Below are 13,947 nucleotides of genomic sequence, written 5' to 3' on the forward strand. Positions count from 1 at the left end.
GGCGCCGCCAGCGGCCAGGCCCACGTTGAAGGGGCGGCAAGGCGATGCTTGTCGAGTTCGATGACTTCGCGGGCAGGCGCAGACCGCCCCTCAAGAGTGCGCTGAGCTTGCGGTTTCGGCGATGGCTTAGGACACATGGATCGTCACCGCCGTGGGACGACGGAGCTCCCATCCGGTCTGAGCTCTTCAGCGTCGATCGGCTTGAAGAACACGCGCGCAGCCTTGCCTCCGCACAGGCCGTGATGCCATACCAATCGAAGGGCCCGTCATTGACGGCGAGGCTCGCCGATAATGAGGCTGTGCTTCTGGCGGCCTACCGCGATGTCGCTCAGGCTATCGATGCGGGGGCGGCCATCACCCCCACGGCCGAGTGGCTGATCGACAACTTTCACGTGGTGGAGAAGCAGATCCGCGAGGTCCGGGTCGATCTACCGCCCGGCTACTATCGGCAACTTCCGAAGCTCGCCGGCGGCCCCTTCGCGGGGTATCCGCGCGTGCTCGGCGTGGCGTGGGCGTACGTGGCCCACACCGACAGCCTCTTCGACCCGGAGGTACTTCGCCGCTACCTGCGCGCCTATCAGGAAGTGCAGCCGCTGAGCATCGGCGAACTGTGGGCGGTGGCGACAACCCTACGCATCGTGCTCGTCGAGAACCTCAGGCGGATCGCCGAGCGCGTCGTCGAAAGCCGGGCCGGGCGGGGCGCCGCGGACGCTGTGGCAGATCGGTTGCTGGGGACTGGCGGCCGCGTCGTCGAACCAGCCGAGGCAGTCCTTCCGCCGCATCCCCAGACAACTATCCCAGATAGCTTTCTCATGCAGTTGGTCTATCGCTTGCGCGATCAGGATCCCAGCATTGCGCCGGCATTAGAGTGGCTCGACAAGCAACTGGCTCGGCAGGGAACGACTGCCGAAACCGTCGTCCGAGGCGAACACCAGAGGCAGGTCGCCGGCACCGTCACAGTCCGTAACATCATCACGAGTATGCGCCTCATCACCGATGTCGATTGGACGGATCTGTTCGAGCGCGTCAGCCTGGTCGATGACGTCTTCAAGGCCGGCAGCGCCTTCGAACACATGGATTTCCCGTCGCGCAACCTCTATCGCGACGCAGTCGAGCACCTCGCTCGCGGCTGTGAACTCACCGAATTGGAGATTGCCCACGCAGCGGTGGACGCGGCGAGGCGCGCGTCCGAAGCGAATGTCGATGACGGCAACGTCCGCCTGACAGATCCCGGCTACTATCTGATCGCAGGCGGGCGAACCGGATTCGAAGCGGCGATCGGTTTTAGGCCGTCTCTGCTGAGCTGGCCGCGACGGGCCTATCGCGCAATGGGAATCGGCGGGTATGTCGGGTCCGGCGCGCTCATCGCAGCCGGCGTGCTGGCCGTTCCGCTGTCTGTCGCCGCATTGGGGGGTCTGGAGTGGAGATGGTTGCTGCTGCTCGGGATTCTTGGACTCGTCCCGGCGATCGACGTGGCCGTCGCAGTCGTCAACTACCTCATCACCCGAGGTTTCCGCGCCACTTTGCTGCCGGCGCTCGAACTGCTTGGCGGCATCCCCGTAGACCTGCGCACTCTTGTCGCAGTGCCGGCTCTGCTGACATCGCTCAAGGAAATCGAAGAGCTGATCGTCCGGCTTGAGATCCACTACCTGGCAAGCGCTCAGGGCGATCTTCATTTCGCACTACTGACCGATTGGCGCGATGCAGCAAGCGAGCTGGAGGACGGTGACGATGAGCTGCTGACTGCTGCGAAAGCCGGTATCGCGAGGCTGAACCGACGCTACGGACCTGCACCGGGGGGCGACCGCTTCCTGCTGTTGCATCGGCGGCGGGTGTGGAGCGAAGGCGAAGGCTGTTGTATGGGGTGGGAACGAAAGCGCGGGAAGCTGTCCGAGCTCAATCGGCTCTTGCGAGGCGCCAAGGACACCACATTCTTGGCGCCCTCTACTGTGCCCGATAATGTGCGCTACGTCATTACGCTCGATGCGGACACGCGGCTCCCGCGCGAGACGGTCGGACGGCTGATCGGCAAGATGGCGCATCCTCTCAACCGGCCGCGCTTTGACGCAGATCTGGGGCGAGTCGTCGAAGGCTACGGTATCATGCAGCCCAGAGTCACGCCAGCACTGCCAGTGGGACGCGAAGGCTCGCTCTTTCTGCGCGTGTTCTCTCGCGCAACCGGCATAGATCCTTACGCCGCAGCGGTCTCGGACGTGTACCAAGATCTCTTCGGTGAGGGCTCATATACGGGCAAGGGCATCTACGACGTGGACGCCTTTGAGGCGGCGCTGCACGGACGCGTGCCCGAGTCGACGCTCCTCAGCCACGATCTGTTCGAGGGGATATTTGCACGCGCCGGCCTCGCCTCTGATGTCGAGGTGGTAGAGGATTTTCCTCCTCGGTACGACGTTGCGGCTCTTCGCCACCACCGCTGGGCGCGAGGCGACTGGCAGCTGCTACCATGGCTCTTCGGACGTGGACCCAGACGCCCCGATCACCGGCCGATGTCTGGTGTTCCCGCGATGGGCCGCTGGAAGATGCTCGATAACCTGCGGCGGTCACTGGCTGCGCCGGCGATTGTTTTGGCGCTGATCGCGGGATGGGCGATGCCGCTTGAAGAAGCGGCGGTCTGGACTGGCTTCATTCTATCGACAATCGTGCTGCCGCCACTTATTCCCGTGATCGCCGAGATCGCGCCGCGCCGACCCGGTGTTACGCTGCGCAGTCATGTCCGGGCTCTCGGCGCAGACCTGCGCCTTGCGCTTATCCAGTCTGGCCTGATGATTGTCTTCCTTGCTCACCAGGCCTGGCTAATGGGTGATGCAATCGTTCGCACCCTGGTACGGCTCGCGTTTACGCGCCGCAACCTTCTCGAATGGGTCCCTGCGGCTCACGCGGCATTCGGGCCGCGTCCACGCGCGCTGAGTTTCTATCGGCGAATGTCCGGAGCCTTGGTCATCGGCGTCGTGGCCATGAGCGTGGCTTGGCTATGGGGACAACAAACGTGGCCTTTGGCCGCCGTGTTTGCAGGCGCCTGGCTCGCCTCTCCGTATGTCGCCCTTTGGGCGAGCCTGTCGCCCCGGGTCTTGGGCCGGCGTCAGTTGGCCGCCGCTGACGTTCTCAGCTTGCGCCGCATAGCCCGAAGGACATGGCGCTTTTTCGAAGCATCGGTCACACCGACCGACAACATGCTTCCGCCAGACAATTTGCAGGAAGCTCCAGCGTTCGTACTGGCCCATCGCACATCGCCGACCAACATCGGCCTTTATTTGTTGTCAGGCGCGTGCGCGCGGGACTTCGGGTGGATCGGGACCACCGAGGCCGTGGAGCGGCTCGAGGCGACGCTCGCGACCATGGATCGGCTGGCAAAGCACCGGGGTCACTTCTTCAATTGGTACGATACACGTGACCTGCGTCCGCTCGATCCGCAGTACGTGTCCTCGGTCGACAGCGGGAATCTCGCTGGACACCTAATCGCGCTCGCCAACGCATGCCATGAGTGGCGCACCTCGGCCATGGCGGAGCAGCAGCGCCTCCAAGGTGTGGCCGATGCTCTCGACCTCGTCCGGGACGAAGCTCGTCGGTTGCGCGACCTGCGCAAGTCCCAGGCGGTGTCATGGCGGCGCCTCGACGACGAAATCGGACGGCTGGCGTCCAGCCTGCTTCAGGCGGGTGCCCGCGCCATTGATATCGAACAGCGGCTTGCGGAAGTGTCAGAACAGGCCGCGATCCTGGCCGACGTTGTCCATCAGACCGTTCTCGAAGAAAGCGACCAGGCGGGCGCGGACCTGCAGTTCTGGGCCGATGCAGTCAATGCCTGCATTGAAAGTCACCGGCGCGATCTTAGCACGAGCAGCGTAGTCTCACTGGAGGCGCGGCTGAAGTCGCTGGAGGAAGCCGCGCGGTCGACAGCGCTGTCGATGGAGTTCGACTTTCTGCTCGACCCCGACCGGCTGCTGCTCTCCATCGGATATCGGGCATCCGAGGGAGAGCTCGATCCGCGTTGTTATGACCTTCTCGCCTCGGAGGCGAGGCTCGCAAGCTTCTTCGCCATTGCCAAGCGGGACGCACCGGCGCGGCATTGGTTCCGGCTGGGCCGCGCGGTGACTGCGGTAGCAGATGGCGCAGCGCTGATCTCTTGGTCGGGCTCGATGTTCGAGTACCTGATGCCTTCAATCGTCATGAGGGCACCGGCCGAGAGCCTGATCGAGCAGACCAACCGGCTGATTGTCCGCCGCCAGATCGCGTATGGAACGACGATGCGGGCGCCCTGGGGCGTGTCGGAGTCCGCTTACAACGCGCAAGATCTGGAGTTCACGTACCAGTACTCCAACTTCGGCATTCCAGGTCTCGGCCTGAAGCGAGGGTTGGCGGACAATGCCGTGGTCGCTCCTTACGCCACCGCTCTGGCTTGCATGGTCGACCCTCAGGCCGCAGTAAAGAACTTCGAACGGCTCGAGGCCCTCGGCGCCCGCGGCCGTCACGGTTTTTACGAGGCGCTGGACTTCACGCGAGCTCGGGTCCCTGACGGAGATCGTGTAGCCATTGTGCGCGCGTTCATGGCCCACCACCAAGGTATGACGATCACCGCAATCGCCGATACCCTTTTGGACGGCTTGATGCGAAACCGCTTCCATGCCGAACCGATCGTAGAAGCGACAGAGTTGCTTCTGCAGGAGCGCGTGCCACGCGAGGTCATGGCGACTCCGCCGTTGGTCTCAGACGCGAAGTCAGCGGCCAGGATCCGCGAGATTGAAGGACCCGGCAATTGGCGAAAGGCAAGCCCGTACAGCGCTACCCCAGCCACGCAGCTGTTGTCGAACGGCCGCTACTCCGTGATGCTCACGGCGGCCGGATCTGGCTACAGCGCCTGGCGCGACTTGGCCGTGACGCGCTGGCGAGAGGACGCCACCTGCGACGATTGGGGCCCGTACATCTTCTTGAGGGACATCGCGAGCGGCGAGGTCTGGTCGGCGACCTACCAGCCGACTGATGCAGAGCCTGAGGCGTGCGACGTCATCTTCAACGAGGATCGCGCCGAGTTCACGCGTCGAGACGGAGCGCTGGCGACAAACATGGAGGTGCTGGTTTCCGCCGAAGACGATGCGGAAGTGCGCCGCGTGACGATCTCGAACTTCGGCGACCAGCCGCGCGAGGTTGAGGTGACTTCCTATGTCGAACTGGCTTTGGCATCACAGGCCGCAGACGTGGCACACCCCGCCTTCTCGAAACTGTTCATAGAGACCGAGCATCTCGCCGGCCTCGGCGCCATACTGGCGACGAGGCGGCGGCGGGCACCCAACGAGCCGGAGGTCTGGGCTGCGCACCTGGCAGTTGTCCACGGTGTAGCGGTAGGCAAGCGCGAGTTCGAGACCGAGCGCGTGCGGTTCCTGGGTCGCGGCGGCAGTGTTCGCGCACCGGGCGCAGTCGTGGGCGGTCGGCCTCTCTCCAGCTCGACCGGTGCGGTGCTCGATCCAATATTTGCCCTTCGCCGCCGGGTGCGGATCGCGCCCGGCGCGACGACACGGATCGACTTCTGGACGATGGTCGCCTCCACTCGTCAGGAGATCCTCGACCTTGCTGACAAGCACCACGATGTCGGCGCCTTCGAACGCGCCGCCGCGCTCGCCTGGACGCAAGCCCAAGTGCAATTGCACCACCTCGGCATTACGCGCGGCGAGGCGGGACAATACCAGCGTCTAGCCGGTCACCTCGTCTACGCCGCGCCCGTGCTCCGTTCGCCGTCGCAAACCATCGAAAGCGGGATTGGTGGGCAGCCGGGTTTGTGGGGCATGGGCATATCTGGCGATCTGCCGATCATCCTGGTCCGCATTTCTGACATCGACCAACTCAATGTGGCGCGCGAGGTGCTCCAGGCGGTGGAATATTGGCGGATGAAGCGGCTTGCGGTGGACTTGGTTATCATCAACGAGCTTGCCTCCTCCTACGTTCAGGATCTCCAGATCGCGCTGGAGACCTTGGTCAGGGCCAAACAATCCCGGCCCCGGATTGGAGAAGATGGGCCACCCGGGCACACCTTCATGCTGCGCTCCGACTTGACCTCGCCGGAGGCCCTCGGCCTTCTTGCGTCCGTCGCGCGTATTGTCTTGGTCGGCGCGCGGGGACGGCTCGCGGATCAGCTTGAACGCGCGCCCGAAGCCAGGCCTTTGCCCCGGGTCACAGCAAAGCGTGGTTTGCCCGCTTCCGAGCTCCAGATCTCGAGACGGCCGCCTGGCGTGGAGTTCTTCAATAGCCTCGGTGGCTTCGCCGAGGGCGGCCGCGAATACGTGACGATCCTCGGCCCGGGCCAATCGACGCCGGTGCCGTGGATCAACGTGATCGCCAATCCTAGCTTCGGTTTCCTGGTGTCCGCGGAAGGCGGCGGTTACGCCTGGTCCGTGAACAGCCGAGAGCATCAGCTGACGCCTTGGTCCAACGATCCAGTCACTGATCAACCGGGCCAGGCTTTCTATCTTCGGGATGAGGAGACTGGACATCTCTGGAGCCCCACGGCGCTGCCGATCCGGGACGAAGCGGCCACCTATTCGGCGCACCATGGATGGGGTTATAGCCGTTTCGAGCACACCTCGCAGGGCATCGCCGCCGAGCTCCTGGAATATGTACCGGTCGCTGATCCGGTGAAGATCTCGCGCTTGAGAATGCGCAATCTTTCGAGCCGCACCAGACGGCTGTCGGTGACGGCATATGTGGAATGGGTTCTCGGCGCGTCCCGCGGCGCGGCGGCGCCATCGATCACCACACGCATCGATCCGAAAAGCGGGGCGATCATTGCAAACAACCTGTGGAATCCGGCCTTCGCGAAGCGCTCTGCCTTCGCGGACCTGGCCGGGCGCCAAGCGAGTTGGACGGGTGATCGCCGGGAGTTTATCGGCCGCAACGGCGCGCTCGCCTGGCCGGCGGCCCTGATCAACGGGACTTCGCTTTCGGGGCGGGTCGGCGCCGGACTAGATCCCTGCGCCGCTCTCCAGACCGTGGTCGATATCGAGCCGAATGGGGTTGCCGAGATCGTCTTCTTCCTCGGCGACGCCTCGGACGACGCGGAGGCGCAGTCGCTGATCGCGCGATACCGCCAGGCGGACCTGGATGCCGTGCTCACCGAAGTCCGTGGATTTTGGGATGAGATCGTCGGCGCAGTTCAGGTGAAGACACCGGACCGGTCGATGGATATCATGCTTAACGGCTGGCTCGTCTACCAAACGCTCGCCTGCCGCGTCTGGGCGCGATCGGGCTTCTACCAAGCCAGCGGCGCCTATGGCTTCCGGGACCAGTTGCAGGACTGTATGGCGCTCGCCACGATCCGTCCATCGATAACCCGCGAACATCTCCTGAGAACCGTAAGCCGCCAGTTCGTCGAGGGCGACGTCCAGCACTGGTGGCTGTCGCACTCAGGCCAAGGCGTGCGCACGCACATATCGGATGACCGTGTGTGGCTCGCCTACGCGGTCGCACACTATGTGCGAGTCACCGCCGACCCCCTCGTGCTCGATGAAGTCGTCCCCTTCCTGACGGGCCAGACGCTGCAGCCGGGCGAGAGCGACAGCTTCTTCCAGCCGACCGTCTCGGACGAGAGCGCCAGCCTCTACGAGCATTGTGCCCGTGCGCTGGACGCGAGCCTAGCGGTCGGCAGCCATGGCCTACCGCTGATCGGCGGCGGCGATTGGAACGACGGCATGAACCGCGTCGGCGAAGGTGGTCGGGGCGAGAGCGTCTGGCTTGGCTGGCTGTTGCACGCCACTCTCGACGTCTTCGCCACCATCGCCGATGGGCGCGGCGACGCAGCGCGGGCAGCGAACTGGCGCAAGCACATGCAGGCGCTGACGACTGGCCTGGAAAGCCAAGCCTGGGACGGCGACTGGTATCGGCGCGGCTGGTTCGACGACGGCACTCCGCTGGGCTCGGCAACAAACGATGAGTGCCGGATCGACTCAATTTCCCAATCCTGGGCAGTGATCTCCGGTGCGGCGCGGCCCGATCGCGCGGCCCAAGGTATGAGGGCCGTCGACCGCGAGCTGATACTGCATCACGATGGCTTGGCGTTGCTGTTCACGCCGCCCTTCGATCGCTCGGCGCTCGACCCTGGTTACATCAAGGGCTATCCGCCGGGCGTGCGCGAGAATGGCGGCCAGTACACCCATGCCGCTCTCTGGTCCGTGATGGCCTTTGCAGGCCTCGGAGATGGCGACAAGGCGGCGGCGCTCTTCTGGATACTCAATCCGATCAACCACGCCCGCACGCGCATCGACATGCACCGCTACAAGGTGGAGCCCTATGTCGTCGCCGCCGACGTGTACGCCGCACCCGGCCATGTCGGGCGCGGCGGCTGGACCTGGTACACGGGCTCGGCCGGCTGGATGCAGCGCGCCGGCATCGAGTCCATCCTCGGACTTCGCATCGAAGGCAACGTTCTGCGTCTTGACCCCTGCATTCCCAAGTCATGGCCCCGTTTCGAGATCACACTCCGCCACGGCGCGTCACGGTACGAGATCGTGGTCGAGAACCCGCAAAGTGTGCCGCGCGGCATTGCGGCGGCGGAGCTCGATGGTGCGAAGATCGCCGCGCGGCCGCTTTCCATTCCACTCAAAGACGACGGCGCGATCCATCGGCTGCAAGTCCGGCTGGGCTAGTGCGGTGGGCCTCAACAAGGTCTATAATTGTCGAAACTGGGACTGCCTGAGAGGAGTAATATCGTGAGAACGTACGTCGCGAGCATTGGCGGGAAGGTGACATTAGCATTTCGCGCTGAGGATGATGATGAAGCGCGCTCGATGATTAACGACCAGGAAGGTGGCATACGATCTGACCTGAGGGCGCTCGTTGACGGGGACGGAAAGCCGCTATGGGACGAAAGTCTATCATTCAAGCGCAAGAGGCGACGGCGGCACAACATGCCGAATGGGAGCAGTCTCGCGATCAGGCAATCAGCGACGAGGAAATCGACTTGGATGCTGGCGACGATCCCGATGAGTGGAGCGTCTATTTAACGAGCGCCCCTCAAATTGAGTAATTTCCACGAAGCGACAGGCGTTGGGCGATTACGAGCTTGCCATATCACCGAACAAAGGCACATCCTCGCCGCCGCTGTCCGGCTCGTGCCCATGCGCTGCGGCAGCGCCGCGCTCAGGCGCGAAATATCCCCAATTGCAGACCGCGGTGGGGTGTCACGGCCGTCGGTAATCACATGCAAGACTGCAGACACACCGGCCTCAGTGAGTATCTTCGCGAGCGCTACCGCGTGATCCTGATGCGAGTGCACGCCCCCTGGTGAGACCAAACCCAAGAGGTGGCAGGTACCGCCGGTCAGCCGCAGCCGGTCGATCAGGCCGATGAGGGCAGCCGTATGCTTGATCTCGCCGTCGGCAATCGCCGCGCTGATACGCGGCAGGTCCTGCATCACGACGCGACCGGCGCCAATGTTGAGATGCCCGACCTCAGAATTACCCATTTGCCCTTGCGGCAGCCCGACATCCTGGCCCGACGTTCGCAGGAGGGCATGCGGGCAGCTGCCCCATAGAAGGTCGAAATTGGGAGTTCGCGCCTGACGAACGGCATTGTCAGCGATCTCTTCTCGCCAACCCCAGCCGTCCAAAACGACCAGCATCACGGATCGGCGCTTGTGCATCTCTTGAGCCCTCCCGCCTATCCGACGGGGCCGATCGAAAGGTGATGAGATACTATCTGTCGGCGTGTCGCTAACCTGCGACACCGTCTCGATCCCCTGTGAGCATGCCCCGATCTCATTTCTCGACCGCGAGAGCGTAAAGGTAGGCTAGGATCGCGCGGACGTCTTCATCGGAGAATTCGATCTGTGGCATTTCCCTGTGCTTGGAAACCATGCCCTCCGAGAGCTCTGCTTGCAGCTCGCGTGGATTGAACCGGGCGTAGATATCGCGCATCGGCGGGGCTTCCTTGAGCGGGCTTTTCCCAAAAGCTTCGATCGCGTGGCAGCGGCCGCATCTTTCTTCAAGGACCATCTTGCCTTGCTTCGCTACCTTCCTGAGGTCGGCGGCCTCGATGTGTGCCGGCAAGCACAGAAGCAATCCGATGCTGAGGCTGAGAGCCTGCCCCACGAAACGCGCTGCCATTCGTCTGCACTTCCCTGAGACCGGGTTCGCGGACCGCGCGGACAGGACACCGACAGGGCGATCAAATAGCCGTGGCTTCATCGGCATCACCTTGCGTGCCCTTTCCGGTCGCCCCGGTGAACAAGACCTCCGTATGGCCTCCCGAACCTCATCGTCTTTTAGTGCACCCTGAATCCAGCGCGCCGACTTGCACTCATTGATCTCCATCGGGGGATAGCCTTCTCAAAGCGCAAGCGACTTGACAGCGCGCTCTCGCGCTTTGAACTTCAACTCTTCGCGATGGGCAGAGTCCGTTTCATGAGCGTTTTCACGCTCGTCGAACGAAGTCATTGTTCGTCTCATTCCGTCGCGCTCGCAAGCAAAGCTAGTCGGGACACACAGTCAGCTATTGATTCATGTCAACGCCGGTCAGCGAAAATCCACTTCTGTTGCGTAGCCTAACGCGAATGCTGACCTCTGCTCGATACGATCAATTGATAGCGACGCTCAATCGTTGGCTGGCGAAGGGTCCCTGGCTGAAGCATGATCAGCAGCTCCGGTCCGAGCCCATCGATGTCTACAGCCAAGCGATTTTAGGTGATTGGAGGACCGAAATTTGGCAAAAAGGCCAACGTCTTCGAACTCTCCGGCGCAAACAACTACATCGGCTGCGAATCCGGTGCAAACGCTACCGCTATATGTTGGCGGCACTGCAGTCTCTGCAAGTCAGCATTCCTCCGCATGATTTGGCATTCGGTGAAATCGCCACACGAGCGCATCGCGCGTTAGGCGACCTCCGAGACCTCGACCGCCTGCGGAAGACGGCACAACGTCTGCCTCCCCATTATCGCAAGAGCAAGCGAAAACTACTTGGACAGGCTGATCAAGCGTTTCAACGGGCGCCGGAGGCTTTGCGGCGGACCGCCCCGGTTGAGCCTTCACGGCGGCACCGCTAAGCTCTTGATTCCACATCAACACCCGCAACTCATAGTGGCTGCAAGCAAAGATCGGTCACGATGAACGATGAAGCAAACCTTCTCCAGGGAAACGGTGAGCGTCGCTTCGTACGCTTCCATCCTCGTTGATTCATTCATCCTGTACGCTTCCATGGCGCTTTCAGTACGACAGCTGTCGATTCAAATCGAAAACGTGCGATCGGTTTCTAGTCTTTCAACACCGTCGTGCCGAGGCAAGAGAGGCGAAGCGCGGCATCGAAGCGTCTACGGGCGTGGATTTGCCTCCAGTAAGCTGTCCTCGTCTGCCGGCATCGGAGGCAGTCCAGAGATTCGGCAACGACGGCCGGTCCGAGGCCTTTCGTAACGACGAAAAGTGAAGAAGCAGCCGCGTTCTGTCACGCAAAGCCGTCACCGAATTATTGCGGCGGCCTCAACTCGCCTGCCAGCCACCCGACAGCATCTGTTTTCATTGGATCCACGGCGAAAGACACAACTTCCGTGCGTTCGCAGGTCGAGCATTCAAATGTACGCTCCTCGAAACCACGCTTGCCAGGCGAGACGCGTGCCAATGCCATCCGGTGCTTACACACCGGACACATCGGCCGCGTGCTTAGAGATGCAGGCATTCGCTGATCATCCAGGTCAGATAATACGCTCTTCGGAGCAGCGCTCTCTGCAACGGATTCGGATAGCCTGTTGAGCGTGAACCGAACCGTGAAACGCGCGCCTCGCCCGGAAGGATTTGCGCCGAAGATTGCCTGGCCGCCGATTTGATTGACCAAAGATGAAACGATCTTCATCCCGAGACCTTTCGACCTCGTTGGATCAAATCCCTTTGGAAAGCCGGGGCCGTCGTCAGAGACCGAGAGTTCGTAGCCTTCCGCGCTCATGCCCACTCTTATTGTGATTTTGCCGTCGGCATGTTTGGCGGAGTTCATAACAAGCTCACTGACAATGTATCCCAGCGGTACTCCGATCGTGGTCGGCACTTCCACCGCAATACCCTCAACTGCAAGATCGCGATGTTCGCCCGGAAGAATCCCCCTTAGGTCGTGGCAGAGGTTCTCAAGATAATGCTTGAGCTCGACACTTCCGACGTGATCAAGAGCGTGAAGACGTTTATGCACGCTCCCTATGGTGGCGACCCGATTTGCAGCGATCTTCAGTTGATCTGCTGCCTTGGCGTTCGGCACTTCCCGGCTTTGCAGTGAAAGCAAGCTTGCAACCATCTGAAGGCCGTTCATCAGTCTATGGTCAGACTCGCGGTTCATCAGATCTTTGTGCCGAATTAATTCGTCTTTCTGATCGAGCAGCACTTGTTCACGCGCGAGAGCGTCTCGCAATTGGGCTTCCGTGTGCTTCAGCCTTTCGACTTCCTTTTGCCCCGCCTCGATCGCAACGCAAAATGCGCGGGGGCAATCCTCGGGCTGTCGAAATGGCTCCGGTCGAACGGGCTCTTGTCCTGGAGGCGTGAACGCATTGCTCATAGCTTACTCCAATACCAACGATACCAAGTTTGGTATTCCAGCAGCCACCGTTCGTGGTGGCGGAGAACTACTCCGGCGGCTGAAGACCCGGTGAGCGCAGCCAACTACTGATCTGCAAGCCAATTTCAGCCTGCCGGGCCTTGCGTATCAGTCTCTCGCGCCCAGGGCCTACAGGAAGCAATTTTGCTTGCTGACGCAATCGCACGGCCTCTTCCGCCAGGCGCTGTTCCAGAGCTTTCGTCTGCTTGACACGACGCCGCATCCGATGTCCCCGCTTGGGCGTTTGAATTCTGCTTCAGACCTGAAAAGAACGCTTGATGCAGATCAAAAGCCCATAGACGCCTGAAGCAGCCTATGCAGCCACAACATTGACCAAGGCCGATACAAAGATCTCGCTCAGCAAGCGGCGCCTGCTCGCGATTGCTAAGCCTTGAGCTCATCGGTCCACACCTTGAAGCTGACCAAGGTATTGGGCCCGAACGTATGGGTAATCGGGACGTCAGCAGCGTCACGTACTTGCGCAATCAATATGCGTCCGATACGCGGGACGTTGTTGCGCGGATCGAACGTGTACCAACGCCCGCCAATATAAGCTTCGAACCATCCGGCGAAATCGCCTGGGGCATATGGCGGAGGCATACCGATGTCGCCCAGATAGCCCGTGCAGTATCTTGCCGGAATGTTCATGCAACGGCAGAAGGTGATGGCCAGATGCGCGTAGTCGCGACAAACGCCCTTACCCTCATTGAAGACTTGCCATGACGTCTTTGTTGCGCGCGCATGCTCATAGCCAAATTGAATGTGATTGTGAACGAAATCGCAGATCGCCTGAACGCGCGCCCATCCAGGTGGCTCCTTCTCAAAAAGCTTCCACGCGACATCGGACAGTAGGTCGGTTTCGCAATAGCGACTGCCGAGAAGATAGACGATTGTATCTGCCGGCAAGTCTTCGATCGCGTGTTGTTGTGCCGTGGGCACAACGACATCCGGCAAGCCTGTGTCGCGAATGATACCGTCAGTCGCCAGGCGCATCCGGCCGCGTGGGGCAACGATGCGGCTGCACCAATTGCCGAAGCCATCACGGTATGGGACGATCGTAACGGAGGGATCCGTCGTCAGATAGTCGGGCACAATCACATCTGAAGCCCGCGTGAAATGAGCGCCCAGCACCATGATCATGGGTGTAGGCTGAGGAAAGTCGTAAATCATCTCGTAGCCGACCCGAATCTTCACCTCAGAATCCTCCAGGTTGGTCGGTTTGACTGATTCCGCCTATGGGGTCACGCTATGGTATAGTGTAAAGTTGCATGCAACACGCCTACGGGCGCTTGCCCCGATGATGCAGTCCAAGTGTTTCTCTCACCTCGTCGTCCTCGAGGGCATCTTTGATAGACCGATCGGCCTGCTTCCTCTCCAGGATGC

8 protein-coding genes and 1 pseudogene are annotated in these 13,947 nt (G+C 61.7%); 4 read left to right on the plus strand and 5 right to left on the minus strand.

Annotated features, from left to right (window positions below; genetic code table 11):
* Positions 1–44 precede the first annotated feature (44 nt).
* Positions 45–8,645 (plus strand): glycoside hydrolase family 94 protein, encoded by an 8,601-nt coding sequence (locus tag J4G43_RS52605; RefSeq protein ID WP_208089716.1) that lies wholly within the window; start codon positions 45–47, stop codon positions 8,643–8,645.
* 212 nt (positions 8,646–8,857) lie between these two features.
* On the plus strand, positions 8,858–9,025 hold the full coding sequence (locus J4G43_RS52610; RefSeq protein WP_208089717.1) for a hypothetical protein: 168 nt from the start codon (positions 8,858–8,860) through the stop codon (positions 9,023–9,025).
* Between the two features lie 99 nt (positions 9,026–9,124).
* Here J4G43_RS52610 and J4G43_RS52615 read toward each other — a convergent pair.
* The 3 genes and pseudogenes from J4G43_RS52615 to J4G43_RS56360 form a co-directional block, all read right to left on the minus strand.
* Positions 9,125–9,640: pseudogene (locus tag J4G43_RS52615) on the minus strand (2,3-bisphosphoglycerate-independent phosphoglycerate mutase); the annotation flags it as partial.
* A gap of 115 nt (positions 9,641–9,755) precedes the next feature.
* Positions 9,756–10,103 carry a c-type cytochrome gene (locus J4G43_RS52620; protein WP_208089718.1) on the minus strand — a complete coding sequence of 116 codons (348 nt, stop codon included), beginning with the start codon at positions 10,101–10,103 and terminating at the stop codon, positions 9,756–9,758.
* Positions 10,104–10,325: 222 nt separating this feature from the next.
* Positions 10,326–10,445, minus strand: coding sequence for an ATPase inhibitor subunit zeta (locus J4G43_RS56360; protein ID WP_408581457.1), 120 nt, complete (start codon positions 10,443–10,445; stop codon positions 10,326–10,328).
* A gap of 104 nt (positions 10,446–10,549) precedes the next feature.
* On the opposite strand from J4G43_RS56360, the gene J4G43_RS56365 reads away from it, so the two are divergent.
* Positions 10,550–11,038, plus strand: coding sequence for a CHAD domain-containing protein (locus J4G43_RS56365; RefSeq protein ID WP_157790382.1), 489 nt, complete (start codon positions 10,550–10,552; stop codon positions 11,036–11,038).
* Positions 11,039–11,454: 416 nt separating this feature from the next.
* On the opposite strand, the gene J4G43_RS52630 is transcribed toward J4G43_RS56365, so the two are convergent.
* Positions 11,455–12,525: a sensor histidine kinase gene (locus J4G43_RS52630; RefSeq protein ID WP_080586882.1), complete on the minus strand. Its 1,071-nt coding sequence runs from the start codon at positions 12,523–12,525 to the stop codon at positions 11,455–11,457.
* A 187-nt stretch (positions 12,526–12,712) separates the two neighbouring features.
* Between J4G43_RS52630 and J4G43_RS52640 the strand changes: the two genes are divergently transcribed.
* A complete protein-coding gene (locus J4G43_RS52640) occupies positions 12,713–12,871 on the plus strand; it encodes a hypothetical protein (protein ID WP_155258301.1) in 159 nt (52 codons plus the stop codon).
* A 77-nt stretch (positions 12,872–12,948) separates the two neighbouring features.
* On the opposite strand, the gene J4G43_RS52645 is transcribed toward J4G43_RS52640, so the two are convergent.
* On the minus strand, positions 12,949–13,758 hold the full coding sequence (locus tag J4G43_RS52645) for a transglutaminase-like domain-containing protein (protein WP_038945528.1): 810 nt from the start codon (positions 13,756–13,758) through the stop codon (positions 12,949–12,951).
* Positions 13,759–13,947: the final 189 nt, after the last annotated feature.

The organism is Bradyrhizobium barranii subsp. barranii, assembly GCF_017565645.3.
GTDB classification, from domain to species: domain Bacteria; phylum Pseudomonadota; class Alphaproteobacteria; order Rhizobiales; family Xanthobacteraceae; genus Bradyrhizobium; species Bradyrhizobium barranii.